General features: G+C 64.2%; 24 protein-coding genes and 1 tRNA gene. 13 read left to right on the top strand and 12 right to left on the bottom strand.

Going from position 1 to position 22,894, the window contains the following annotated elements:
• Window positions 1-154: 154 nt before the first annotated feature.
• Together AC5ZFO_RS25390 and AC5ZFO_RS25385 are read left to right on the top strand one after the other, a co-directional pair.
• Window positions 155-231, top strand: a tRNA-Arg gene (locus tag AC5ZFO_RS25390).
• A gap of 230 nt (window positions 232-461) precedes the next feature.
• Complete coding sequence (locus AC5ZFO_RS25385; protein ID WP_496122759.1) at window positions 462-755, top strand: hypothetical protein; 294 nt, start codon at window positions 462-464, stop codon at window positions 753-755.
• Window positions 756-902: 147 nt separating this feature from the next.
• Here the strand turns inward: AC5ZFO_RS25385 and AC5ZFO_RS25380 are convergent, their stop codons facing one another.
• Window positions 903-1,232 carry a hypothetical protein gene (locus AC5ZFO_RS25380; RefSeq protein WP_282519327.1) on the bottom strand — a complete coding sequence of 110 codons (330 nt, stop codon included), beginning with the start codon at window positions 1,230-1,232 and terminating at the stop codon, window positions 903-905.
• 499 nt (window positions 1,233-1,731) lie between these two features.
• Here AC5ZFO_RS25380 and AC5ZFO_RS25375 point away from each other — a divergent pair, with 499 nt between their 5' ends.
• Window positions 1,732-1,890: a hypothetical protein gene (locus AC5ZFO_RS25375; RefSeq protein WP_496122758.1), complete on the top strand. Its 159-nt coding sequence runs from the start codon at window positions 1,732-1,734 to the stop codon at window positions 1,888-1,890.
• Between the two features lie 100 nt (window positions 1,891-1,990).
• On the opposite strand, the gene AC5ZFO_RS25370 is transcribed toward AC5ZFO_RS25375, so the two are convergent.
• The 3 genes from AC5ZFO_RS25370 to AC5ZFO_RS25360 all read right to left on the bottom strand — a co-directional run bounded on the left by AC5ZFO_RS25370 (window position 1,991) and on the right by AC5ZFO_RS25360 (window position 3,471).
• Complete coding sequence (locus AC5ZFO_RS25370; protein ID WP_282519328.1) at window positions 1,991-2,773, bottom strand: hypothetical protein; 783 nt, start codon at window positions 2,771-2,773, stop codon at window positions 1,991-1,993.
• 174 nt (window positions 2,774-2,947) lie between these two features.
• Window positions 2,948-3,172, bottom strand: a complete 225-nt coding sequence (locus tag AC5ZFO_RS25365) for a hypothetical protein (protein ID WP_166096504.1) — start codon at window positions 3,170-3,172, stop codon at window positions 2,948-2,950.
• 71 nt (window positions 3,173-3,243) lie between these two features.
• Window positions 3,244-3,471, bottom strand: a complete 228-nt coding sequence (locus tag AC5ZFO_RS25360) for a hypothetical protein (protein ID WP_282519329.1) — start codon at window positions 3,469-3,471, stop codon at window positions 3,244-3,246.
• Window positions 3,472-3,738: 267 nt separating this feature from the next.
• Between AC5ZFO_RS25360 and AC5ZFO_RS25355 the strand changes: the two genes are divergently transcribed.
• Entirely contained in the window at window positions 3,739-4,086 is a 348-nt protein-coding gene (locus tag AC5ZFO_RS25355; RefSeq protein WP_282519330.1) for a DUF6481 family protein, read from the top strand.
• A 185-nt stretch (window positions 4,087-4,271) separates the two neighbouring features.
• Here the strand turns inward: AC5ZFO_RS25355 and AC5ZFO_RS25350 are convergent, their stop codons facing one another.
• The gene (locus AC5ZFO_RS25350) at window positions 4,272-4,514 is read right to left on the bottom strand and encodes a pentapeptide MXKDX repeat protein (RefSeq protein ID WP_028150975.1); all 243 of its coding nucleotides are present in this window, start codon (window positions 4,512-4,514) and stop codon (window positions 4,272-4,274) included.
• 297 nt (window positions 4,515-4,811) lie between these two features.
• Here AC5ZFO_RS25350 and AC5ZFO_RS25345 point away from each other — a divergent pair, with 297 nt between their 5' ends.
• The 4 genes from AC5ZFO_RS25345 (at window position 4,812) to AC5ZFO_RS25330 (ending at window position 9,606) form a co-directional block, all read left to right on the top strand.
• The gene (locus tag AC5ZFO_RS25345; RefSeq protein ID WP_282519331.1) at window positions 4,812-5,834 is read left to right on the top strand and encodes a TRAP transporter substrate-binding protein; all 1,023 of its coding nucleotides are present in this window, start codon (window positions 4,812-4,814) and stop codon (window positions 5,832-5,834) included.
• Complete coding sequence (locus AC5ZFO_RS25340) at window positions 5,831-6,385, top strand: TRAP transporter small permease (RefSeq protein WP_282519332.1); 555 nt, start codon at window positions 5,831-5,833, stop codon at window positions 6,383-6,385. Before AC5ZFO_RS25345 ends, AC5ZFO_RS25340 begins: the two co-directional genes overlap by 4 nt.
• Window positions 6,382-7,740 carry a TRAP transporter large permease gene (locus tag AC5ZFO_RS25335; protein ID WP_014495436.1) on the top strand — a complete coding sequence of 453 codons (1,359 nt, stop codon included), beginning with the start codon at window positions 6,382-6,384 and terminating at the stop codon, window positions 7,738-7,740. Before AC5ZFO_RS25340 ends, AC5ZFO_RS25335 begins: the two co-directional genes overlap by 4 nt.
• 483 nt (window positions 7,741-8,223) lie before the next feature.
• Window positions 8,224-9,606: a hypothetical protein gene (locus AC5ZFO_RS25330; RefSeq protein ID WP_496122757.1), complete on the top strand. Its 1,383-nt coding sequence runs from the start codon at window positions 8,224-8,226 to the stop codon at window positions 9,604-9,606.
• Between the two features lie 128 nt (window positions 9,607-9,734).
• On the opposite strand, the gene AC5ZFO_RS25325 is transcribed toward AC5ZFO_RS25330, so the two are convergent.
• Window positions 9,735-10,427 (bottom strand): GntR family transcriptional regulator, encoded by a 693-nt coding sequence (locus tag AC5ZFO_RS25325; RefSeq protein WP_282519334.1) that lies wholly within the window; start codon window positions 10,425-10,427, stop codon window positions 9,735-9,737.
• A gap of 231 nt (window positions 10,428-10,658) precedes the next feature.
• Here AC5ZFO_RS25325 and AC5ZFO_RS25320 point away from each other — a divergent pair, with 231 nt between their 5' ends.
• The 4 genes from AC5ZFO_RS25320 (at window position 10,659) to AC5ZFO_RS25305 (ending at window position 14,539) form a co-directional block, all read left to right on the top strand.
• A complete protein-coding gene (locus tag AC5ZFO_RS25320) occupies window positions 10,659-11,267 on the top strand; it encodes a TRAP transporter small permease (RefSeq protein ID WP_282519587.1) in 609 nt (202 codons plus the stop codon).
• Window positions 11,267-12,532, top strand: coding sequence for a TRAP transporter large permease (locus tag AC5ZFO_RS25315; protein ID WP_063983439.1), 1,266 nt, complete (start codon window positions 11,267-11,269; stop codon window positions 12,530-12,532). The genes AC5ZFO_RS25320 and AC5ZFO_RS25315 overlap by 1 nt, the downstream gene beginning before the upstream one ends.
• A gap of 24 nt (window positions 12,533-12,556) precedes the next feature.
• Window positions 12,557-13,540: a TRAP transporter substrate-binding protein gene (locus tag AC5ZFO_RS25310; protein ID WP_282519336.1), complete on the top strand. Its 984-nt coding sequence runs from the start codon at window positions 12,557-12,559 to the stop codon at window positions 13,538-13,540.
• Window positions 13,541-13,612: 72 nt separating this feature from the next.
• Window positions 13,613-14,539 (top strand): dihydrodipicolinate synthase family protein, encoded by a 927-nt coding sequence (locus AC5ZFO_RS25305; protein ID WP_282519337.1) that lies wholly within the window; start codon window positions 13,613-13,615, stop codon window positions 14,537-14,539.
• A 110-nt stretch (window positions 14,540-14,649) separates the two neighbouring features.
• Here the strand turns inward: AC5ZFO_RS25305 and AC5ZFO_RS25300 are convergent, their stop codons facing one another.
• The 4 genes from AC5ZFO_RS25300 to AC5ZFO_RS25285 are packed head-to-tail and all read right to left on the bottom strand — an operon-like array spanning window position 14,650 to window position 20,327.
• Window positions 14,650-15,561, bottom strand: coding sequence for a hydroxymethylglutaryl-CoA lyase (locus tag AC5ZFO_RS25300; protein ID WP_282519338.1), 912 nt, complete (start codon window positions 15,559-15,561; stop codon window positions 14,650-14,652).
• 1 nt (window position 15,562) lies between these two features.
• Window positions 15,563-17,566, bottom strand: a complete 2,004-nt coding sequence (locus AC5ZFO_RS25295; protein WP_282519339.1) for an acetyl/propionyl/methylcrotonyl-CoA carboxylase subunit alpha — start codon at window positions 17,564-17,566, stop codon at window positions 15,563-15,565.
• Window positions 17,567-17,570: 4 nt separating this feature from the next.
• Window positions 17,571-19,175: a carboxyl transferase domain-containing protein gene (locus AC5ZFO_RS25290; RefSeq protein ID WP_496122756.1), complete on the bottom strand. Its 1,605-nt coding sequence runs from the start codon at window positions 19,173-19,175 to the stop codon at window positions 17,571-17,573.
• 24 nt (window positions 19,176-19,199) lie between these two features.
• Entirely contained in the window at window positions 19,200-20,327 is a 1,128-nt protein-coding gene (locus AC5ZFO_RS25285) for an isovaleryl-CoA dehydrogenase (protein ID WP_282519588.1), read from the bottom strand.
• A gap of 147 nt (window positions 20,328-20,474) precedes the next feature.
• On the opposite strand from AC5ZFO_RS25285, the gene AC5ZFO_RS25280 reads away from it, so the two are divergent.
• Window positions 20,475-21,503 (top strand): AraC family transcriptional regulator, encoded by a 1,029-nt coding sequence (locus AC5ZFO_RS25280; RefSeq protein WP_282519341.1) that lies wholly within the window; start codon window positions 20,475-20,477, stop codon window positions 21,501-21,503.
• Between the two features lie 75 nt (window positions 21,504-21,578).
• On the opposite strand, the gene AC5ZFO_RS25275 is transcribed toward AC5ZFO_RS25280, so the two are convergent.
• Together AC5ZFO_RS25275 and AC5ZFO_RS25270 are read right to left on the bottom strand one after the other, a co-directional pair.
• On the bottom strand, window positions 21,579-21,878 hold the full coding sequence (locus AC5ZFO_RS25275; protein ID WP_282519342.1) for a DUF3551 domain-containing protein: 300 nt from the start codon (window positions 21,876-21,878) through the stop codon (window positions 21,579-21,581).
• 406 nt (window positions 21,879-22,284) lie between these two features.
• Window positions 22,285-22,776 (bottom strand): Lrp/AsnC family transcriptional regulator, encoded by a 492-nt coding sequence (locus AC5ZFO_RS25270; protein WP_282519343.1) that lies wholly within the window; start codon window positions 22,774-22,776, stop codon window positions 22,285-22,287.
• Window positions 22,777-22,894 lie beyond the last annotated feature (118 nt).

Raw genomic sequence — 22,894 nt, 5'->3', positions numbered from 1 at the left:
AACCCGGCACCCTGACACCCCACCGTTCCGCTTGGTCGCGGCGTTGAGGAAAACGGTTCGGTTCAGACTTGGCGGGAGCGAGGATTTTTCATATTTGGCGTGATAGAAGACCGGCAGGCGGTAGCCGAGGCCGGCGCAAGGCTGGTCTCAAGACGGTCCCATAGCTCAACTGGATAGAGTAGCGGATTTCTACTCCGCGGGTTGCAGGTTCGAGTCCTGCTGGGATCGCCATTCATCACTGGATCGCTAGAGCCGTTTGCGGTATCGGCCCCCCCCCCCGCCCAGCGGAGACGTCTTCAGGAGCCTCACCGTTCTCGTCGATCCCGAGAACGATTTCGACTCCCGCTGCCGGAATTTCGGCGCCGCTTGATCGACGTGACGAACGCACAGTTACCAATCCTCTTACTTCACGAATACGTGGGTACCCTCGCCCCGGTCTTTGAACCGGACGGACGAACCCTATGTATGCGCCGGGCGACGTGCGCCCGATAGGGAATTTGATGCTGCCAACCGAGTGGACGAGAATGGCTATCGCATCTGCGGTTGCCGTGATCGCGATGTCGTATTTGGCAATCGACGCAGGCGTCGTGAACTCCAGCGTGATCACACGGCGCATCGAGGTGGCGCGGGCTTCCATTGCGGACGCGGCGGCCAGTCAGCATCAACTCGCCTTCGCTATTCAGGCCTGGGCGCGTCCAAGCCGCCAGAAGGCGGACTCGGAGCCACATTTGGAGCACTGCCTGGCGATCGATTGAGTCAGGCGCAGCACCAAATCAGCCGACGCCTAAGCGGCATTTCTTTTGTTCATGATCCGACTCCGCTTCGTTCCAAAAGCACGAATCGTCATCGCAAAAATCAGCCGCGTGCATTCATTAATGCCGCGTTTCACTCGCCCGGTTCGTTCATGCATCCAGGGTCACGAGAACCGGCCGCAACCGGTACGCGTCGATCGCGGCGTTCGACAGCAGCAGCCTGCGCCGCTCGCCGCGCAGCATCAGGCGATCGATCCTGTTCAGAATGAAGCGGGCTGAATCCTGGCGCTCACCGGTGAGCAGGCCGGATTGGTCGAGATATTTCCATGCGATCTCGAAAGACTGTGCGCGCAATTCGGGGTCGGTCATAACCGGCCAACGTTGGCGGGGAGCGGATGTTCCCAGCCGCGCAGCGTCGGTCGCAGCGCACCGCGGCGCGACGAAATGCGCAGCGCCGCGGAACGAGATCACGACCAGCACGTTGGCTGCAACGAAATGGAGTGGTGCCGACCCGCCAGCCCCGGTCGGCTTTGAAGGGCCCCGTGCTTGTCCCCCCGAGCACGGGGCTTTCTCATGCAGGCCAACCAGCGTCCCGACCTCGGCCGACCATTGACGCGAGATCGCGCCGGGGATGCGATTAGTCCGTCTGCTCGTCGCGCCGATCGCGGGCGAGCTGATGCCAGGCCAGAGCCAGTTGGATCAGCCTCTGCCGGTCGGCGCCGTCGGCGGACGCCGCGGCCCGCTTCATCGCCGCCTCGGCTTCGTGCTGTGGGTCGTACTTGGGACACATGAGGGCGAATCTAACCGACCGATATGGACGGACCGATGGCAATTTCGTCCGTATGAATGCGGGGTGGTTTTCTCGTCGCCCGGCCCCCCAAGACGCATCTGTGAACTGCGTCACAGCCTGTCCGCGACGTCTCGGCTAAACATCGCTTCAACCGCTCGCACCGCCGCGAGAGGGCATGGGTGGTCTGTCATGACACAGGAAGCAGCAGCCGAGGCTCACGTCCCGACGCGACGCGCAAGGCCCGACCTGTTCGGCGCCACGTTTCTTGCCACCATCGGTCTCGTGATGTTGGCCTGGATCGCAGGCCTGGTCTGGGCCGCGATCGCGTTCTTCAACTGGCTGGTGTGACGCGCGAAGCGATCAGTATCGCTTCAGCAAACAATACGTTGGCCAGACAAAAAGAGGCGGGCCTGCGCCCGCCTCCTTGTTTCAGACCTTGCCTGGAGCCTCAGTAACAGGCGCGAGGATCGGCCTGCACATACTGACCGCTCGGATAGCGGTAGTAGCAATTGCCCTGGGCGAAATAATAGCCGGGCCGCGAGGCAGCCGTGGCGCCGGCGATCGCGCCGGTGGCGCCGCCGATCACGGCACCCGCGGCCGCGCCCGAGGCGTTGCCCGAGATCAGGCCGCCCAGCACGCCGCCGACGATGGCGCCGCCAAGCGCGCTCGCGCCGGGATCAGCCGGCGGCGGGGGCGGTGGTGGTTCGTAGGCGACGGGAGGCGGCGCCGGGGCATAGGCCACCGGCATGTCGTCGAAGTAATCCTCGGAGATGTAGGCCGGCGGGCCGGCCATCCGCTGCGGATAATAGTACCAGACGCCGCCGACGTCCCACCACCAGCCGGAGCGGCCGTTGCGGACCTCATGGCGCCAGCGCCCGCCGTCCCAGGCGCGATTGCCGCGATAGGCGTGTCCGCCCCAGTCGCGCTCCGGTGCGGGGCCCCTGGCGTAATTGCGTCCGGGCGGCGGGCCGCCTGCTCCGTGCGGGCCGGGACCGGGGCCGCCGGCGTGGGGCTGGCCGCCGGGCTGTTGCGCGGGCCGGGCCGCCTGCTGTGGCGGGGGGCCCTTGCGCATGTTCTGATTGTTCTGGGGCGGCGCGCCGGCGCCAGGCCCCGCCGGCGTCTGGGCCTGGGGTCTTGGCGGCAATGACTCCTGTGCCTGCGCCGAAAGCGCGACAACGGACAAGGCCGAAACCAAGGGAATAATGATCTTCATGCGGCTGGACGCACTCATGCGTGCTTGACCCCCTACTCTCGCGATTGCCGTGGTGCCTAGCGCGATAGACGATTCGCCTCGCGCCTGGCTGATGCCGGCGGGCATAACTGACCTGCTTTGGTCGGCTAAGTCCCGTTACAAATGATTAAGATCACGGCAATTTTCGGCCCAAGGGGGGCGGCTGGAACCGTTCTAGCGCGCCGGCTCGATCACATTGCAGTTGGTCCGCCCCGACATCAGGCAGTCCTGCATCTTGCTGGCCGCGGTGAGATCGCGGGCGAGCCACCAGCCGACACCCAGGATCACGAGCGCGATGATCAATCCGGCAATCGCGCCACGACGGTTGTCGCCGGATTGAGGTTTTGCGAGGGATTTGGGCTTTTTGCCCGGTTCGGGCTTGGATTCGGACTTGGACATGACTGGCCGATCGCAGGGGGTGAGCCGGCTTTACCACCTCTGCGACGTCGCGTCACATCCCGGTCGATCGTTCAGCCCCGGGTCTGCCGGATCGCATCCTTGCGCGAGGTTTCTACCGCCGGGGTGGCCCGCGGTGCGCAGGTCGTCAGCAAGAACGCGGTCTGGGTGCATTCCCAATCCGCGCCGAGGACGGCGCTTTCGATCGGCTTCGGGCGGGCGAGCAACAGTGCGACGCCGGCCAGGGCGACCACCGCGACGGCGATTGCGAGCGCCTTCGGGCTCAGTCTTGAGGTCATCATGCCCGTGCTCCGTCTCGTACCGGGCGGACGCTAGGCGCCGCTCCGTGTGGTCCTCTATGAAGGACATCACAATTCGGCAGTTTTTCGGGGCTACGAGAGATCGTCGGTGGTGGCGATTTTTCGTCTACCTGATCGGCTGCGATTATGGGTGGCTTCGCGACGCGCGCCGATGTACACGCTTCTGCGTCGCGTGGCGCCCGCTATGCCCAGCCGACGTACCAACAGGCAATGATGTAAGATCGGAAGCGAGGAAGACAAGGCTCGTCGATGAGTGGATTCAGGGAACCCGGCTTCGCAGACCGGCAAAAGGCGGCGCAGGACGCGCGCAAAAATCTTTTGAACAAATTCAAGTCGCAGCCCGGGTTGGATGACCCGGCGGTGGCAGCACGTCGTGCTGAGCGCGAGGCACTCGCGGCCAAGCGCGCCGAGGCAAAGACCGCGCGCGAAGCCGAGAAGGCCGAGCAGAAGCGCATTGCGGAAGAAGCTGCAGCCGCCGAAGCCGCGCGTATCGCCCGCGAAGCGGAAGAAGCGATCGCCAGGCAAGCTGAAGTCGAGGCCGAGCAAAAGGCCAAGCGCGACGCCCGCTACGCTGCCCGAAAGGCCAAGCGGAAGTAACGTTCGCAAGTCAGTTTCAACTCGAGTCACTTTCAACTCGAGTCACTTTCAACTCGAGTCACTTCAACTCGAGTCGCGTTCAACTCAAGTTGAACTAAACCATCACCGGGGCGGTCGATGTGACCGCCCTCGGACTTTGAAGCGTGCGCGTCTGCCTTCGCAGACGCCGCGGCGACGGTGGAAGATCAGTTCTTCTTCATCATCCCGTCGTCTTTCTTCATCCCGTCCTTCGACATGTGGTCCTTCTTCATGCCGTCGTCCTTGGACATGGTGTCCTTCTTCATGCCGTCCTTGGACATCGTGTCCTTCTTCATCATGCCGTCGTCCTTGCCCATCTTGTCCTGGGCAAAAGCGGCCGGCGACAACGCGAGGCCAAGCGACAGAGCGGCAGCCGAGACGCCGAGCACGATGCGGGTGCGAATGGTCATGAGTGATTTCCCTTCGAGATGGTGTTTGTCAGCGACGGACGCCGCTATCTGATCTCGACGGATTGCCCGGCGGCGTTGTTACGCGCCCACTGACAAAATTTCTGCGGGTCTGCTGCGCGGACGCTCAGTGTGCACTGCAGCAAGGCCGGCCCTTGCCCCGGCATTCGGTCTCGAACTATCAGATGAGAGAATATTGGGTGAGAGACCGGCTAGGATGGACCTAAGCCCCGGTCTCAAAGACCCAGCCCACCTCACACCGAACAAGAACCGGCCAAAGACCGTCCAAGGGGATACACCATGCTCACGCGCCGTCATCTGATCGCGACCGCCGTCGCCGCACCCGCCATTCTTCGCTTCGGCACTGGTACCGCGCATGCCGCGACCACGCTGAAGATCTCGCATCAATTCCCGGGAGGGACCATCGACAAGGGCGACTTCCGCGACCGGCTCTGCCGCATGTTCGCGGCTGAAGTCGCCAAGCGCAGCAAAGGCGACATCGCCGCGGAAATCTATCCGAACTCCTCGCTGATCAAGACCAACGCGCAATTCTCCGCGATGCGCAAGGGCGCGCTCGACATCAGCCTCTATCCGATGCCCTACGCCGGTGGCGAACTACCGGAGACCAATATCGGCCTGATGCCGGGCCTCGTGACCACCTACGACCAGGGCCTGCGCTGGAAGAAGGAGCCGGTCGGCAAGGCACTGACCGACTTCCTCGCCGACAAGGGCATCATCCTGCTCACCTGGGTGTGGCAGGCCGGCGGCGTCGCCAGCCGCTCCAAGCCGATCGTCGCCCCTGAAGATGCCAAGGGCATGAAGGTGCGCGGCGGCTCGCGCGAGATGGACATGGTGCTCCAGACCGCCGGCGCCTCGGTGCTCTCGGTGCCGTCGAACGAAATCTACGCGGCGATGCAGACCGGCGCCTGCGATGCCGGCATCACCTCCTCGACCAGCCTGATCTCGTTCCGGCTCGAAGAGGTCGCGAAGTCGCTGACCTCGGGTGCGGGCGCCTCCTACTGGTTCATGCTCGAGCCGCTGATGATGTCGAAGGTGATCTTCGACAAGCTGCCGAAGAACCAGCAGGACGTCCTGCTCGCGGTCGGCACCGAGCTCGAAGCCTTCGGCCGCAAGGGCGCGCAGGACGACGACGTCGAGGTCGCCAAGGTCTACGAGAAGGCCGGTGCCAAGGTCAGTGCGCTCGATGCCGCCACCGTCGGCAAATGGCGCGACATCGCCCGCGACACCGCGTGGAAGGACTACGGCGCCAAGACCGCGACGGCCGCCAAGCTGCTCAAGCTCGCCTCCGACGTCGGCGCATGAGCCACGGTCCGCTTCCGGATCGTGACGACCGGGCGAACGCTGCCGCAGGGACAGGCCTTGCGGCGGCGATCGATCGCGGTCTCGCCATCCTCAACCGCATCATCGTCGTGTTCGCAGCGATCGCGCTGATCGCGGCCTGTGCCATCCTGAGCTACAGCGTGCTCAGCCGCGCCCTGTTCAAGGCCGCCAATTACTGGCAGGACGAGGCCGCCGTATTCCTCCTGGTCGGCGCCACCTTCATGACGGCGGCCTATGTGCAGCAGAACCGCGGCCATATCGGCATCGAGGCCTTTGTCGGCCTGCTGTCGCCGCTCGCGAACCGGATCAGGCTCTGGCTGGTCGATGCCGCGACGTTCCTGTTCTGCGCCTTCTTCACCTGGAAGTCCTGGACGCTGACCCATGAAGCCTATGTCGACGGCCAGGTCTCGAACTCGATGTGGTCGCCGCCGCTCGCCATTCCCTATTCGCTGATGGCGCTCGGGATGAGCCTGCTCTGCATCCAGATCCTCGTGCAGCTTGCGCTGCCTTTTGCAGGAGCCAGGCGTCCATGAGCGTTTTCGGTATCGGCCTCGCCTACGGTATCGCGACGCTGGTCGTGATGTTTTCAGGCATGCCGATCGCGTTCGCGCTCGGCGCGGTCGCGGTCGTGTTCATGGGCATCTATATGCCCGCCGCGTCCCTGGATACGGTGACGCAGAACGTCTACGAGGAAATGGCCTCGATCACGCTGCTGTCGATCCCGCTCTTCATCCTGAAGGGCGCCGCGATCGGCAAATCGCGCGCCGGTCAGGATCTCTATTCGGCCCTGCATGCCTGGCTGCATCGCGTCCCCGGCGGCTTGGGCGTCGCCAACGTGTTCGCCTGTGCGTTGTTTGCGGCGATGGCGGGCTCCTCGCCCGCGACCTGCTCGGCGATCGGGTCGGCCGGCATCCCCGAGATGCGCAAGCGCGGCTATTCCGGCGGTTTTGCCGCCGGCATCATCGCGGCCGGCGGCACGCTCGGCATTCTGCTGCCACCCTCGATCACCATGATCCTGTTCGCGGTCGCGGCGGAAAAATCGCTCGGCCGTCTCTTCCTCGCCGGCATCGGGCCCGGCCTGCTGCTGGTGTCCCTGTTCGGCGCCTATGCGGTGATCCGCTTCCGCCAGGAATATGCCGCGGCCCAGGCAATCTACGAGAAAGGCGGCCCTGAAGCCGCGATCCTGGCCCGCGACGAATACACGCTCGCCGAACGCTTCAGCGTGCTGCCGCGGGTGATCCCCTTCGTGCTGCTGCTCACCGGCGTCATGATCGCGCTCTATGGCGGCTACGCCACGCCGTCGGAAACCGCCGGCCTCGGCGGCCTCCTCGCGCTGGCGCTGATCGCGGCGATCTACAGCGTGTGGCGGCCGAGCGACCTCGCGCCGATCATGATGTCGACGATCCGGGAATCGACCATGCTGATGATGATCATCGGCATGTCGCTGCTCTATTCCTACGTGATGAGCTATCTGCACATCTCGCAGTCGGTCGCCGAATCCATCGTCGCGATGCACCTGCCGCGCTGGGAGCTGCTGTTCGCGATCCTGGTCATGGTCGTCGTGCTCGGCTTCTTCCTGCCGCCGGTCTCCATTATTCTCATGACCGCGCCGATCATCCTGCCGCCGCTCCGCGCCGCCAATTTCGACATCATCTGGTTCGGCGTGGTCATGACCATCGTGATGGAGATGGGGCTGATCCATCCACCGGTCGGCCTCAATATCTTCGTCATCCGCAACGTCGCGCCCGACATTCCCTTGCGCGAAGTGATCTGGGGCACCCTGCCCTTCGTGCTGCTGATGATGCTCGCGGTGCTGCTGCTGTGCTTCTTCCCGGGAATCTCGACCGGCCTGCCGGACCTGGTGATGGGGCCGGACGGGAGCAGGTGACGGGAGAACCGTTGGCGCAGGGCTTGGGCATTAGCATTTTCGCTCTCGTCGTGCTGGCGCCGTAAGTCCTCGGCTCATTGACAGGCGTCGCGTTCACTCGTCTCATCAAGCGTCGCCGCTGGCGGCCCAGGTGATCTCGGTGCGGCCGATCTCGGTAATGTTCGGAACGCTGACCTATGTCGTTGCGCCGTCGCCATCTTCGCGATGGTGGAGTTGCACCCGTTCGCGTTGTTCGCCGGGCTGGCGCTAGCCCTGTTCTACACGTGGCCAATCTGGCTGCTAATGGGGCGCAGGATAGATCAGCGTCGACCAGCTCGACGAGCGAAACAGAGGCGCGTCAATTTACAACCTGACGGAAATGTGATCTTATACTTCAATTCACTTGATATTTTTCATCGGATTGCGGCACGTCCTCGATCCCCTTGCGGCCGCTGATAATGGGACGAGCAAGCGACAGTCCGAACATTATTTCGGAGCGCCTAAGTGTTCAAGATTATTTCTGGACTTGCATTGCTGATTTTAGTTCCGGTCTTGGCGACCGAGTTCATCAATGCTTCCGACGCAACAGCCGGCATTCAAAATAAGTGCACGAAGCACGACGAAACTGATCCCGCCTTGGTGGCGAGGCCGACGTCAGGCGTAGTCAAAGTGATACGACTGAGCAATCAAGGCGAGTTCATCGACCGTTGCGAATTGACCGATGTCCTTGACGAACTCGTATGGGACCACCCGGACGCCCGTTGCGCGCCAGCAGCCGAGAACTGCTTCAACTCAAAAGTTACGATCAAGCCGGATGCCGTATCCAAGCCGAAGCTCATCGTCCTCTACATCCACGGCTGGATGCACTCCTCGGATGACCAGGATTCCAATTACCGAGAATTCCGCAGGCTGATCGCATCTCTTGCGTGCTCGGATCACACGAAGCAAACCGTTGGGATCTACATTACCTGGAACGCATCGACCGGGTACTGGCCCCTGGACTATCTTTCATTCTGGTCCCGACAGCGGATCGCAGATCGAATAACTCAGTCGGCTGTGGTTGCCAAGATTGTCGGCACGATCGGAAACACCAGGGATAGATCCGGAAAGCACGACAACTTCATTGCAATCGGACACAGCTTCGGCGCGCGCATGCTCTTTTCGGCGGTCAACGCGCCATTGGTGATAGACGTCGCAAGGGCCTATCCCCGGTCCAATAGTGATACGTATCAAATCGTCCGGGGGCCGGCGGATGCCACGCTCCTGCTCAATCCGGCGTTCGAGGCCGCAAGATATACGGCGATCAACGGATTGATCCGCAATGAAGAGGTCTTTTCGCCGCTACAGCCTCCGCTGCTCATTACGATTTCGACGAACAATGACTGGGCCACCGAAACCGCGTTTCCCGCCGGGCAGGTTCTTGACCTCTCATTCGACAAGCGCGCAAGAACCACCCTTGGGAATTACGACAGATACTATACTCACTCGCTGCTGCCGTCGGACGAGCGGGAATGCCCGATCTCGAATCCATCCAACATCACGGAAAAGTTCTTTGCCTCCGGGCTCTGCCTGAAGCGCGAGACAGACTGGCACCAACAAACTGATGCCATGCAGGCGGAGGACCCTTATGGTTGGTCCAGCGTCAACCCCGAACGGCAGATGTTCAACCCATTCCTTGTCGTCCATACAACGAAAGAGGTCATCGACAACCACGGCGGCATCTGGAAGGGCAAGGTCTTTTCGGAATGGATATTCCAGGTCGTCAAGGCGATAGATTACCGGAATGATCGACTGACCGAATTGGATCGTACTGGTAGCGCCGTGCGAGGAAATGCGAAATCCTGCGACGACAAAACCTCCGCGTTAACGCAAAGTGGAGACCGGTAGGATAACCGGACCGGAATCACACGGCCGGGGTGCTGGAGGCGTGCTCTACGTCCTTCGCTCCCGCGGGCGCATGCAATGACGGGTTACGCTTGGCGACTGCACTTCGCGCAGCGCGGGGCCAATCCACCCTACGATTTCTCCTTGCGCCGTGCCTTCGTCGCGATCGTGCTGCCGGCCACCACCTGCAACAGATCCTTGCGCACGGCCTCGATGTGCCGCTCCAGAAACCGGCAGGCCTCCTCGACCTTCTGCGCGCGGCAGAGCGCGATCAGATGGGCGTGCTCCTTCTCGGCTGTTCCCATCGCCTTGGTGTTGGAGAGCTGGAGGCGCGTGTAGCGGTCGCTGGTCTGCAGCAGCGACAGCACGATCGCGCGCGTACGCGGCTGCGGGGCGTGAACATAGAGCGCCATGTGGAAGTCGGCGTTGAGCTGCCCCCATTCGCTGACGTTGCGCGCCTTGATCGCCTTCTCAAAACTCTTGTGGATGTCGTCGAGCCCTTCGAAATCATCGGTGGTGAAGCGGGGCGCCGACTGCGCCAGGAGGCGCGGCTCGAGGATGCCGCGCAGCTCGAACACGTCGTTGATCTCGTCGAGCGACAGCTCCGAGACGATCGCGCCCTTCTGCGGAACGATGCGCACCAGGCCTTCGGCCTCGAGCTGGAATAGCGCTTCGCGCACCGGGATGCGGCTGACTCCATAGGCCTCGCCTAGCGCGTCTTGACGCAGTTGCGAGCCGGCCGGATAGGTGCCGTCGAGGATCGCCTGCCGGAGCTGGTCGACGATCGCGGCCGACAGCGTGCGATGCTTCAGAGGCTGTTTCATCTGACCTTCTGTTGTCCTTCCCGACTCATCCGGCCGAAGCGGTCTTTCTCTTGCATGTTGAGCGGCCCAACAAAAGTGCGCGGCCCGGCAAAAGCCAGTGCCCAGCAAAAGCGCGTCCTGCCGTCGAAATGACCGCAATCTCCGTTTGACACCCAAAATGTATAAATTATACATTTGCCGATAGCACGAGATTTCTCAGGGGTTGGGGCCTCTTTCATGATCGAGCAGACGATGCTGGCCACGCGCGCATTCAGCGTTCGACGCATGGTCGTCGGCGCGTCCAGTGGCCTGCTCGCCGTCGAGCGCGTCGCGCTGATGGGCCTGATGTACCTGCTCACCGGCCTGATCCTGGTGAACGTCGTCACCCGCTACGCGCGCTTCCCGATCTACTGGATCGATGAATCCGCGGTCTATTGCGTGGTTTGGCTGACCTTCGTCGGGGCGTCCGCGATGACGCGGCTGCGGCTCGATTTCGCGGTCACCATGCTGACGGAACGTCTTTCGCCGCGGCACCAGAAGATCGCCAAGGTAATCTCGACCGGCCTCGTCGTCGTATTTGGCGTCGCCCTGATCGTGACCTGCGTGCTCTGGATGGACCCGATTGGCCTTGCGCGCGCCGGCTTCGACGGGCGCAAGCTCGCGGCCGAGACCTTCAACTTCCTCTACACCGAGCACACCCAGACGCTGAACTGGCCGACCTGGGTGCTCTATTTGACGCTGCCGATCTTCGCGGTCTCGATGACCATCCACGGTCTCGCCAACCTGCTGGAAGATCTCGAGCTGGTCCCGCGCACGCCGCCGAAGGGCTTTGCGCTCTCCGAGCTCGACGGGGTCAACTGATGATCACGTCAGCCGCCTTCGTCGCGATTATGCTGGTCGGCGTGCCGATCGGGCTCTGCCTGTGCCTTGCCGGCCTCGTCTACATCGCAGCATCCGGCAATCCCGTGCTGTTCCAGTCCTATCCGCTCCAGCTGTTCGGCGGCGTCGACAGCTACGGTCTGATCGCCATTCCGCTCTTCATCCTGATCGGCGAGATCATGAACGGCGGCGGCATCACGCGGCGCATCGTCGACATGGCGATGGCCTTCGTCGGCTCGCTCAAGGGCGGGCTCGCCTACGTTAACATCCTCGCCAACATGTTCATCTCCTCGATCCTGGGATCTGCCACCGCGCAGGTCGCGATCATGGCCCAGATCATGGTGCCGGAGATGGAGAAGAAGGGCTACGACAAGACCTTCGCAGCGGGATTGACCGCCTATGGCGGCATGCTCGGCCCGATCATTCCGCCCTCGGTGATGTTCGTGGTCTACAGCGTGCTCGCACAAGTGTCGGTCAGCGACATGCTGATCGCCGGCATCGTGCCGGGCGTCATCCTCACGGTGATGTTCTGCCTCGTCATCGCGCTGATGGGATACGTCTACAACTATCCCCGTGCGGATTATCAGACGCCGCGCCAGCGCGTCATGACGATCCTGCGGACGTCACCCACCCTGCTGATCCCGATCGTCATCGTCGGCACCATCCTCAGTGGCCTCGCCAATGCGACGGAATCCGCTGCGGTCGGCGCGGTCGCCGCCGCACTTGTCGGGAAATACTGGACCAGGGAGTTCGAATTCTCGCAGTTGCCGCAGATGATGCTGCGCAGCGCCATCTATTCGGCGATCGTGCTGTTCCTGGTCGCTGCCGCGGCGGTGTTCTCCTGGGTCCTGATCTTCGGCAAGGTGCCGCAGGAAACCGCAGGCTGGATCCAGTCCGCCGCCAAGGACCCGGTCAGCTTCATGCTGATCTGCAACGTCATCCTGCTGATCATCGGCACTGTGATCGACGGCATTCCCGGCCTGATCATGACTGTGCCGATCCTGCTGCCTGTCGCGACCGACGTCTACCATATCGATCCCCGGCATTTCGGCGTCGTGGTGGTGATCAATCTCGTGCTCGGCCTGTTGTCACCGCCGGTCGGGCTCTGCTTCTTCGTCGCGGCCGCCGTCACCGGCGCCAAGCCCGGCAAGATGTTCATGGTGACGCTGCCGTTCTTCGTCATCTCCTGCGTCCTGCTGGTGCTGCTCTCGCTCTACCCGTCGCTCTCGCTGATCCTCATCAAATAGGCCCGTTCAAAAGGAAGCCCGACCATGCCGCTTTCACGCCGCCGCTTTCTCGCCGCCAGCGCCGCCGCATCGGTGTTCGCGCCGTCGCTGGCGCTCGCCCAGGCCAAGGAATTCCGCCTCGGCCTGATCACGCCGAACGGCCATTCCTGGAACAAGGCAGCGCTCAAGTTCGGCGACGAGCTGAAGGCCGCCACCAGCGGCCGCCTGACCCTGACCGTGTTCCATTCCGGCCAGCTCGGCAACGAGCCCGCGATGATGCAGCAATTGCAGTCCGGCGCGCTCGACATGGGCTTCATCCAGGCAGCCGAGCTCGGCTCGCGCGTGCCGCACATCGCCGCGATCAACGCGCCCTACATCGTCCGCTCGACGCCTGCGGTCGCGAAATTCGTGCGGCATCCGGCAGCGGTGAAGCTGTTCGATGTGCTGCCGCAGGAGACCGGCACCATCGGCCTTGGCTGGGGCATCACCGGCATGCGCGCGGTGTTCTCGTCCAAGGACCTGAACTCGCTCGCCGACATCAAGGGCATGAAGCTCCGCATCAACCCGACGCCGGTCTATCGCGACTTCTATTCCTCGCTCGGTGCCGCGCCGACGCCGATCCCGACCCCGCAGGTGTTCGACGCGATGGCCAACGGCCAGGTCGATGGCCTCGAGGCCGATCTCGAATTCTCCTGGAACCAGCGCTTCGACAAGGTGTCGAAGGTGATCCTGCAGATGAATGCCGTCTTCATGCCGATGGCCGCGGTCGTTTCCGGCCGGGTCTGGCAGACGCTCCCCGCAGCCGACCGGGAGCTGATCGCCAAGACGGTGAAGTCGACGCTGGACGCGCAGATCGACGAGTTGGCCTCTAACGAACCCGCCCTGATCGAGAATTTCAAGAACGCGCCGATCCCGATCCGCCAGGTCCCGGCCGGCGACACCGAGGCCGTCATCGCCGAGTTCGACAAGATCTGGCTGCCCAAGGCACCTGTCCTCGCCGAGCTGCGCAAGGTCGGCGCGACGCTCTGATCCATCCGCTACCCTCTTCACCACAGCCGGCGGATCCAGCCCCCCGCCGGCAAACTCACTCGGAGTCAATTCATGAGCCGCCGCGTTTCCTGGGAAGGCGTCTTCCCGGCCGTCACCACGCAATTCCACGACGATCTCTCGCTCGACATCGACGCCACCGCCAAGGTGATGGACGGGTTGATCCGCGACGGCGTCTCCGGCCTGATCGTCTGCGGCTCGGTCGGCGAGAACACCTCGCTGGAGCGCAAGGAGAAGGTCGCGATCATGGAGACGGCGAAATCCGTTGCGGCCGGCCGCGTGCCCGTGCTGTGCGGCATCGCCGAATTCACCACGGCGTTTGCGGTCGAGACCGCCAAGGAAGCCGCGCGCGTCGGCATCGACGGCGTGATGGTGATGCCGGCGCTGGTCTATTCGTCGAAGCCGCACGAAACCGCCGCGCATTTCCGCGCCGTCGCCAGCGCGACCGACCTGCCCGTGATGCTCTACAACAACCCGCCGATCTACAAGAACGACGTCACCCCCGACATCCTGGCCTCGCTCGCCGACGTCGAGACCGTCGTCTGCTTCAAGGATTCCTCGGGCGACACGCGGCGCTTCATCGACACCAGGAACATGGTCGGCGACCGCTTCGTGCTGTTCGCAGGGTTGGACGACGTCATCGTCGAGAGCATCGCCATGGGCGCGGTGGGCTGGGTCTCCGGCATGTCGAACGCCTTCCCGCGCGAAGGCGAGACGCTGTTTCGCCTGGCCAAGGCCGGCCGCCTTGCCGAGGCCATGCCGATCTACGAATGGTTTATGCCGCTGCTGCATCTGGACGCGCGCCCGGACCTCGTTCAGTGCATCAAGCTGTGCGAGCACATCATGGGCCGCGGCACCGCGCTGACCCGCCCGCCGCGCCTCGCGCTCCTGCCGCAGGAGAAGGCCGAGGTCGAAGCCATGATGGTGAAGGCGCTCAAGAACCGGCCGCTCCTGCCGGATGTCGGGCTGAAGGCGGCCTAAGCGAAGGTCTCGTAGGGTGGGCAAAGCGAAAGCGTGCCCACCATTCGCAAATTGGATCGCGGAAGGATGGTGGGCACGGCGCTACGCGCCTTTGCCCACCCTACGAAAGCTTACGAAGCAGCCCGCTTCTTCTTCGCGTTCAGCGCAGATGCCACGCGGCTCACAGGCGGTTTGCCCAGCACGCCGCTCATCTCGTTCGTCGCCGCCAGCAGCTTCTCCATATCCACGCCGGTCCTGACGCCCATGCCTTCGAGCATGTAGACGACGTCCTCGGTCGCGACGTTTCCGGTTGCGCCCGGCGCGTAGGGGCAGCCGCCAAGGCCGCCGGCGGCAGCGTCGATGATGCGGACGCCCTCCTCCATCCCGGCATAGAGATTGGCCAGTGCCTGGCCGTAGGTGTCGTGGAAATGCATCGCGAGTTTTGCGGGCGGGATGTTGGCGCTCACCGCGCGCAGCATCTCCTTGGCCTTATCAGGCGTGCCGACGCCGATGGTGTCGCCGAGCGAGATCTCGTAGCAGCCGAGCTCCCACAGCGTGTTGGCGAGATCGGCGACCGCCTTTGGCTTGATCTCGCCGTCGAACGGGCAGCCCAGCACGCAGGAGATATAGCCGCGGACCCTGACGCTATCCGCCTTGGCGCGCGCCAGCACCGGCTTGAACCGTTCGATGGACTCCGCGACCGTGCAGTTGATATTGGCGCGCGAAAAGCCTTCCGAGGCCGCCGCGAACACGGAGACGACTTGCGCGCCGGCAGTGCGCGCGGCGTCATAGCCCTTCTCGTTCGGCACCAGCACGTGGAATTCGGCGCCCTTCACGTGGGCAACACCGCGCAGCACGGCGTCCGAGCTCGCCATTTGCGGGATCGCCTTGGGCGAGACGAAGGCGCCGACCTCGACCGTGGTGAGGCCAGCGGCTACGAGCGCCTCGACGAAGGCGATGCGGGCCTCGACGCTGACCGGCGTCTTCTCGTTCTGGAGGCCGTCGCGCGGCCCCATTTCGATGATGCGAACGGGATCGCTCATGTCACTCTCCCGATGGCTCGACCACGGCGAGCTCGACGCCCTCCTGGACGATGTCTCCGACCTTGCATTTGATCGATTTCAGCACGCCGGCATAGGGCGCGCGCAGCGTCTGCTCCATCTTCATCACTTCCAGCGTGAGGATCGGCGCGCCCTTGTCGAGCTTGGCGCCCTCCTCGGCCAGCACGGCGACGACCGTGCCCGGCAGCGGCGCCGCGATCTTGTCCTCTCCGACATGCTCTTCGCTCTCGCCGCCGAACGGATCGACCCAATGCAGGTCGAAGCGGCCGTTGCGTGTGCGCAAATACAGCTCATGACCGTCGATCACGGCTGCGACCTGCGATTTGACGCCATCGAGCGTCAGATCGAAGCCGCCGTCGCGCGGGGCGATCGTGAACGCCAGCTCGCGCTCGCCAATCACCAGCGTCGACGGGCCACTGCCGTAGTTCAGTGTGATCTTCTGCTCCGGCCCATGGCCGACGCGGAAGGCAAAGCTGCGCTGGCGGCGGCCGACCGGCATCCAGCCAAAAGTCTGCCAGGGCGAACTCGCCTCGTCTTGCGCGGCCTGCCGCTCGTCGTTGATAACACCGGCGACCGCTGCGCAAAGCTCGAGCTCGCCGGGCGCCGGCGAGGCCTGCGTCAGGGCCGCCAGCTCGCGCTCGATGAAGCCGGTGTCGATCGCATTGGTCCGCACCTTCGGATGCGTCATCAGCGCCGACAGGAACGGGATGTTGGTGACGATGCCGCGGACGTCCGACTCTTGCAGCCCGCGGTTCAGCCGCTCGATCGCGACATCCCGCGTCGGCGCCCACGCGATCATTTTTGCGAGCATGGCATCGTAATAGGGCGACACAATATCGCCTTCGCGATAGCCGGCGTCGATGCGCAAGCCGCCGGTTTCCGCCGGCAAGCGCCAGGTCGAGATCCTCCCGACCGACGGCATGAAGTTCTTGGTCGGATTTTCCGCGTAGACGCGCGCCTCGACCGCATGGCCGTTGAGCTTGATCTCGTCCTGCTTCAGCGGCAGCGCCTCGCCGAAGGCGACGCGCAGCTGCCACTCGACGAGGTCGATCCCGGTGATCAGCTCGGTCACTGGATGCTCGACCTGAAGACGCGTGTTCATCTCGATGAAGAACACGTCCTTGCCGTCGGAGACGAACTCGATCGTGCCGGCGCCGACATAGTTCACCGCGCCCGCCGCCTTTCGCGCGGCGGCGCAGACGGTCTCGCGCTGGGCCGGATTGAGCGTCGGCGACGGCGCCTCCTCGATCACCTTCTGGTGCCGGCGCTGCAACGTGCATTCGCGCTCGAACAGCGAAAGCAGATTGCCGTGGCTGTCGCCGATGATCTGCACCTCGATGTGACGGGGATTGTCGACATATTTTTCGATCAGCATGCGGTCGTCGCCGAACGCGGCCTTGGCCTCGCGCTTGGCGCTGACGATCGCCGGTCCAAGTTCGTCTGCCGAGCGCACGATGCGCATGCCGCGGCCGCCGCCGCCGGCGGACGCCTTCACGAGAATCGGGAAACCGATCTTGTCCGCCGCCTTCGAAAGCGTCGCATCGTCCTGGGCCTCGCCGTGATAGCCGGGCACCAGCGGCACGCCGGCCTTCTCCATCAGCGCCTTGGAGCCGGACTTCGAGCCCATGGCCGTCATCATTGCGGCGGTGGGGCCGACGAACACCAGGCCCGCCTCCAGGCAGGCCCGCGCGAACTCGGCATTTTCGGACAGGAAACCGTAGCCGGGATGCACGGCTTCCGCGCCGGTCTTTCGCGCGGCCTCGATCAGCCGCTCGACACTGAGGTAGCTGTCGCGCGCCCGCGCCGGACCGAGCAGCACGGCCTCATCCGCGAGCGCGACATGCATCGCGTCGCGATCGGCCTCGGAATAGACCGCGACCGTGCGCAGGCCCATGGCTCGCGCGGTGCGGATGACGCGGCAGGCGATCTCGCCGCGGTTGGCGATCAGGAGCGTGCGGAAACGGCGGTAGAGCATTGAGCGGTCCATCGCATCACATCCTGAACAGGCCGAATTTCGTAGGCTCAATCGGCGCATTCGACGCCGCGGAAAGGCCGAGGCCGAGCACGAGGCGGGTGTCGGCCGGGTCGATCACGCCGTCGTCCCACAGACGCGCGGTCGCGTAATACGGATGCCCCTGGCTCTCATATTGCGCGCGGATAGGCTCGCGGAACTTGTCTTCCTCTTCTTTCGACCAGCTATCGCCCTTGGCCTCGATGTTGTCGCGGCGGACCTGGCTCAGCACCATCGAGGCCTGCTCGCCGCCCATCACCGAGATGCGCGCGTTCGGCCACATCCACAGGAAGCGCGGTGAGTAGGCACGGCCGCACATGCCGTAATTGCCGGCGCCGTAAGAGCCGCCGATCACGACGGTAAATTTCGGCACCGAGGCGGTCGCCACCGCCGTGACGAGCTTGGCGCCGTCGCGCGCGATGCCGCCGGCCTCGTACTTCTTGCCGACCATGAAGCCGGTGATGTTCTGCAGGAACACCAAGGGAATGCCGCGCTGGCAGCACAGCTCGATGAAATGCGCGCCTTTCAGCGAGCTCTCGCTGAACAGGATGCCGTTGTTGGCGATGATGCCGACCGGATAGCCCCAGACGTGGGCGAAGCCGCAGACCAGCGTCGTGCCGTAGAGCTTCTTGAACTCGTCGAACTCCGAGCCGTCGACGATGCGGGCGATGACGTCGCGCACGTCGAACGGCTTTCGGCCGTCGACCGGCACCACGCCGTAGATCTCTTCCGCCGCAAACAGCGGATCTCGCGGCTTGTGCATGTTGAGGTTCGGCCGCGTGGACGGCTTCAGCGTGCCGACGATGCGCCGGGCGATGCCGATCGCATGGGCATCGTTCTGGGCGTAGTGGTCGGTCACGCCCGATTGCCGCGAATGCACGTCGGCGCCGCCGAGCTCCTCGGCACTCACCACCTCTCCGGTCGCGGCCTTCACCAGCGGCGGGCCGCCGAGGAAGATGGTGCCCTGATTGCGCACGATGATGCTCTCGTCCGACATCGCGGGGACGTAGGCGCCGCCGGCGGTGCAGGAGCCCATCACGATCGCGATCTGCGGGATGCCCTGCGACGACATCTGGGCCTGGTTGTAGAAGATGCGGCCGAAATGGCGTTCGTCCGGAAAGATCTCGTCCTGGAGCGGCAGGAAGGCGCCGCCGGAATCGACCATGTAGACGCAGGGAAGATTGTTCTGCCGCGCCACGTCCTGCGCGCGCAGATGCTTCTTCACCGTCATGGGATAATAGGTGCCGCCCTTGATGGTGGCATCGTTGGCAACGATCACGCATTCGCGGCCCGCGATGCGCCCGACACCGGTGATGACGCTCGCCGAATGCACGTCACCGCCATAGAGGCCGTACGCCGCCAGCGGCGACAGCTCCATGAACGAGGTACCGGGATCGACCAGCAGGTCGACGCGCTCGCGCGCCAGCATCTTGCCGCGCGAGGTGTGGCGGTTGCGCGAGACCTCACCACCGCCGCCGGCGACCTGGCTCAGTTTTTCGCGCAAGTCCGCGACAAGCCCGCGCATGGCCTCGGAATTGCGCGCAAAGTCCGATGAAGACGTATCGATGCTGGAATGGAGCGGCATGTTGATTCCAATGAGGTGAAGGTTTTAGGCCGTCTCGGACATCAGCTCGCGGCCGATCAGCATGCGGCGCACCTCCGAGGTGCCGGCGCCGATCTCGTAGAGTTTTGCGTCGCGCCAGAGACGTCCGACCGGGAATTCGGAGGTGTAGCCGACGCCGCCCAGCGCCTGGATCGCCTCGCCGGCCATCCACGTCGCCTTCTCCGCGGAATAGAGGATCGCGGCCGCCGCATCCTTGCGCAGCGTACGGGCGTGGTCGGCCCGGTCGCAGGCGCGCCCGACCGCATAGACATAGGCGCGCGCCGACTGCCAGGTCGCATACATGTCGGCGAGCTTGCCCTGCATCAGCTGGAAGTCGCCGATCGGCTGGCCGAACTGCTTGCGCTCGTGCATGTAGGGCACCACAGCGTCCATGCAGGCCGCCATGATGCCGAGCGGGCCGCCCGACAGCACCGTGCGCTCGTAATCGAGCCCGGACATCAGCACCTTGACGCCCTCGCCGACCTTGCCGAGTACGTTCTCTTCCGGCACCTCGCACTCGTCGAAGAACAAGGGATAGGTGTTGGAGCCGCGCATGCCGAGCTTGTCGAGATGCTGGCCGTGGGTGAAACCCTTGAAACCCTTCTCGACCAGGAACGCGGTCATGCCGCGCGGGCCCGCCTCCGGATCGGTCTTGGCATAGACGACCAGCACGTCGGCGTCGCCACCATTGGTGATCCACATCTTGGAGCCGTTGAGGACGTAGCGGTCGCCGCGCTTGTCGGCGCGCAGCTTCATCGAAACGACGTCGGAGCCCGCGCCGGGCTCGGACATCGCGAGCGCGCCGACATATTCGCCGGAGATCAGCTTTGGCAGATAGCGCGCGCGCTGCGCGTCGTTGCCGTTGCGGCCGATCTGGTTGACGCAGAGGTTGGAATGCGCGCCGTAGGACAGCCCCACGGCGGCCGAGCCCCGCGAAATCTCCTCCATGGCGACGATATGGGCGAGATAGCCCATGCTGGAGCCGCCATATTGCTCCGGCGCAGTCATGCCAAGCAGGCCGAGATCGCCAAAGCGCTTCCAGAGGTCGGCCGGGAACAGATTGGCCTTCTCGATCTCGGCGGCGCGCGGGGCGATCTCCGCCTCCACGAAGGCGCGCAGCGTGTCGCGCAGCATGCCGATGTCTTCGCCCAGATCGAAATCGATGCTCGGGATGTTCAAGGCGATTCCTCCGTATTCTTGTCGGGTCCGAACCTACCCCTGCCCGGGCGTCCTGGCGGTCGAAAAGGTTGCATTTTCCGCCAAGTTTGGCGAGGATTTTTCATGCCTTTTCAAGCCGCGACCGCGACACCCCGCCGCGCCATGACCCCCGCCGCCTTCGTGCGCGGCGTGGTTGCCGCTTATGCCCTTTACGGACGGGATCCGGCCGAAGCCTTGGGCAAGGGGCAGGTCACCGGGGACCTCGTTCGATCCCGGGACGGACGGGTGACGGCGGCCCAGTTCGAGGCGCTGGCCGGCCACGCCATGCGCGAGCTCGACGACGAGGCGCTCGGCTGGTTCTCGCGCCGGCTGCCTTGGGGGACCTATGGCATGTTGTGCCGCGCCTCGATCACCGCCCCCAATCTCGAAGTCGCGCTAAAACGCTGGTGCCGGCATCATCGCCTGCTGACGGAGGACGTGCTGTTCGAGCTCTCGCTTGGTGATGAGACCGCGACCATCTCCATTCGCGAGCAGCGCGACCTCGGCCCCTTGCGTGAATTCTGCCTGGTCACCCTGCTCCGCTATGTCCTCGGCTTTTCCTGCTGGGCCGTCGATTCCGCGATCGCGCTGCGTGCGGCCGAGTTTCCCTATTCCGAGCCGGGCCACGTCTCGGTCTATCCGACGATCTTCTGCAGGCATTTGAGCTTTGATACGGGCGGCGCCCGCATCGTGTTCGACAAGCACTATCTTTCACTGCCGCTGACCCGCAGCCCCGCCGATCTCGACAGCATGCTCAAGGGCGCGCTGCGGCTCACCGTGCTGCCCTACCGGCGCGACCGGCTCCTGGTCGAGCGGGTCCGCCGCGTGCTGCGCAATGCACGCGGACGCTTTCTCGGCGCCGAGGATGTCGCAAGCGAGCTGGCACTCTCCACCCGCACCATGCATCGGCGCCTGCGCGAGGAAGCGACTTCGCTGCGCGATCTCAAGGAAGAGGCAAAGTTCGAGCTCGCCAAGCAGGAGCTGATGCGCGGCCGCGCCCCGATCAAGCGGATCGCGGAGATCGCCGGCTTCCGCAACGAGAAGAGCTTTTCGCGCGCCTTCCGCACCTGGACCGGCGCCAGCCCGCGCGAATTTCGCGACCGGTATCGCTGAGGCCTGCAAGCAAGCACGGCCTCCGCGATCGAACGCAGAGGCCGCACCATTTACGCCGGAATTGGCGATCGTGACTTAGTTCGAGGACGCATTCTTGCCCGGACGGGCCTTGGTACGCGACTGCGTCTGCTTCGGCTGGAAGGCGAGCGCATCGTTGCTGGTCTTCGCGCCGGCGGCCTGCGAGCACATGCCGCCGATGCCGCCGGAAGCGGCCCGGCAGGCTTCCATCGTCGGAAAGCCGCAGCCGTGCGCAGCCTGGGCGCCGTTGGTGATGCAGTAGTCGTCCGCCTTCGCGGCGGGCGCGGTGATCATGAGAAACGCAGAGGCGAACAGCGTCGCAGCGGATGCGACGAACGTCTTCGAGGTCGAGGTCATGTTGTCTTTTCCTGCTTCAGGGTCCCACAAAAGCATCCCCAGCGTGCGACGCAGGCTGAGGCTCACACCTCGCATGTAGGCCAGCGCCCCATCCCGGCAATCACGGTTCAGCGCATTGCAGAGCTTCGTAAATCACATGTCACAGTTAGGTGAGTTACTAAGCTATATGGTGAACCGCTGATTCGGCTTTTGTGAATCGCCGCCCGGTCGAGCCGTGTCGCCATCGCGTTGGATGATGTGAAAATGCTCGGCCTTCATGGTTCGAGACGCGCCGCAAGGCGGCGCTCCTCACCATGAGGATTTAGAGCTTCGCCGCGAAACGAGTCCTCATCCTGAGGAGCCCGCCAAAGGCGGGCGTCTCGAAGGATGGCCACAACGAAACCGCCTGCCACGTGCTTGCCCTGGCCTAGCCCGCCGACGCCGCCACGACCTCCTGCAACGGCAGCGGCACGTCCTTTGCGACACCCAGTACCGGAAAGCTGCGGACGTTCTTCACATCAGTCATCGCAGCGAAATGCAGCAGCTGCTGCCGCATGCTCTCGACGTTCGGCGCGACGCATTTCAGCAGGTAGTCGGTGTCGCCCGAAATCCGCCAGCACTGCTGGATGCGCGGAATCGCGGCGATCGAGCTCTCGAACGCCTCCAGCACCGGCTGGGCCTGGCTGCCGAGCTGGATCGAGACGAACGAGACCACCTCATAGCCGAGCAGCCGCTCGTCGATGACGGCGCGAACCGCCCGGATCACGCCGCGGCTGAACAGCAGTTTCAGCCGCCGCAGGCAGTTGGGCGCGGACACGCCGACCCGCAGCGCCAGCTCGTTGTTGCGCACCCGCCCGTCCTGCTGCAGTTCGGAAAGTATTTTCAGATCGACGCCGTCGAGCTGGTCACGCCCGGCCATCCCCCACCTCGCCATGATCCCCGTCATGACGTCAGCGAAGCACGCGGCGGAATCGCTGCCAAGGGGCCGGAGCCCCGCGCAATAGCTGATCCGTGGATCCGGGGTCATCGGACCCGAC

The sequence above is a fragment of the Bradyrhizobium sp. Unk1 genome, assembly GCF_059512345.1.
The sequence above is the reverse complement of the archived record's forward strand: the minus strand, read 5'-3'. Positions and strand labels throughout refer to the sequence as shown.

What these genes read in the sequence shown, in the direction of transcription:
- AC5ZFO_RS25280 (WP_282519341.1), top strand. Translation starts at nt 20,475, where the DNA reads ATGCCTTTTCAAGCCGCGACCGCGACACCCCGCCGCGCCATGACCCCC.
- AC5ZFO_RS25325 (WP_282519334.1), bottom strand. Translation starts at nt 10,427, where the DNA reads ATGAAACAGCCTCTGAAGCATCGCACGCTGTCGGCCGCGATCGTCGAC.
- AC5ZFO_RS25355 (WP_282519330.1), top strand. Translation starts at nt 3,739, where the DNA reads ATGAGTGGATTCAGGGAACCCGGCTTCGCAGACCGGCAAAAGGCGGCG.
- AC5ZFO_RS25275 (WP_282519342.1), bottom strand. Translation starts at nt 21,878, where the DNA reads ATGACCTCGACCTCGAAGACGTTCGTCGCATCCGCTGCGACGCTGTTC.
- AC5ZFO_RS25295 (WP_282519339.1), bottom strand. Translation starts at nt 17,566, where the DNA reads ATGGACCGCTCAATGCTCTACCGCCGTTTCCGCACGCTCCTGATCGCC.
- AC5ZFO_RS25285 (WP_282519588.1), bottom strand. Translation starts at nt 20,327, where the DNA reads ATGCTGCGCGACACGCTGCGCGCCTTCGTGGAGGCGGAGATCGCCCCG.
- AC5ZFO_RS25360 (WP_282519329.1), bottom strand. Translation starts at nt 3,471, where the DNA reads ATGATGACCTCAAGACTGAGCCCGAAGGCGCTCGCAATCGCCGTCGCG.
- AC5ZFO_RS25315 (WP_063983439.1), top strand. Translation starts at nt 11,267, where the DNA reads ATGATCACGTCAGCCGCCTTCGTCGCGATTATGCTGGTCGGCGTGCCG.
- AC5ZFO_RS25385 (WP_496122759.1), top strand. Translation starts at nt 462, where the DNA reads ATGTATGCGCCGGGCGACGTGCGCCCGATAGGGAATTTGATGCTGCCA.
- AC5ZFO_RS25305 (WP_282519337.1), top strand. Translation starts at nt 13,613, where the DNA reads ATGAGCCGCCGCGTTTCCTGGGAAGGCGTCTTCCCGGCCGTCACCACG.
- AC5ZFO_RS25310 (WP_282519336.1), top strand. Translation starts at nt 12,557, where the DNA reads ATGCCGCTTTCACGCCGCCGCTTTCTCGCCGCCAGCGCCGCCGCATCG.
- AC5ZFO_RS25300 (WP_282519338.1), bottom strand. Translation starts at nt 15,561, where the DNA reads ATGAGCGATCCCGTTCGCATCATCGAAATGGGGCCGCGCGACGGCCTC.
- AC5ZFO_RS25320 (WP_282519587.1), top strand. Translation starts at nt 10,659, where the DNA reads ATGCTGGCCACGCGCGCATTCAGCGTTCGACGCATGGTCGTCGGCGCG.
- AC5ZFO_RS25375 (WP_496122758.1), top strand. Translation starts at nt 1,732, where the DNA reads ATGACACAGGAAGCAGCAGCCGAGGCTCACGTCCCGACGCGACGCGCA.
- AC5ZFO_RS25340 (WP_282519332.1), top strand. Translation starts at nt 5,831, where the DNA reads ATGAGCCACGGTCCGCTTCCGGATCGTGACGACCGGGCGAACGCTGCC.
- AC5ZFO_RS25345 (WP_282519331.1), top strand. Translation starts at nt 4,812, where the DNA reads ATGCTCACGCGCCGTCATCTGATCGCGACCGCCGTCGCCGCACCCGCC.
- AC5ZFO_RS25290 (WP_496122756.1), bottom strand. Translation starts at nt 19,175, where the DNA reads ATGCCGCTCCATTCCAGCATCGATACGTCTTCATCGGACTTTGCGCGC.
- AC5ZFO_RS25350 (WP_028150975.1), bottom strand. Translation starts at nt 4,514, where the DNA reads ATGACCATTCGCACCCGCATCGTGCTCGGCGTCTCGGCTGCCGCTCTG.
- AC5ZFO_RS25335 (WP_014495436.1), top strand. Translation starts at nt 6,382, where the DNA reads ATGAGCGTTTTCGGTATCGGCCTCGCCTACGGTATCGCGACGCTGGTC.
- AC5ZFO_RS25270 (WP_282519343.1), bottom strand. Translation starts at nt 22,776, where the DNA reads ATGGCCGGGCGTGACCAGCTCGACGGCGTCGATCTGAAAATACTTTCC.
- AC5ZFO_RS25370 (WP_282519328.1), bottom strand. Translation starts at nt 2,773, where the DNA reads ATGAGTGCGTCCAGCCGCATGAAGATCATTATTCCCTTGGTTTCGGCC.
- AC5ZFO_RS25365 (WP_166096504.1), bottom strand. Translation starts at nt 3,172, where the DNA reads ATGTCCAAGTCCGAATCCAAGCCCGAACCGGGCAAAAAGCCCAAATCC.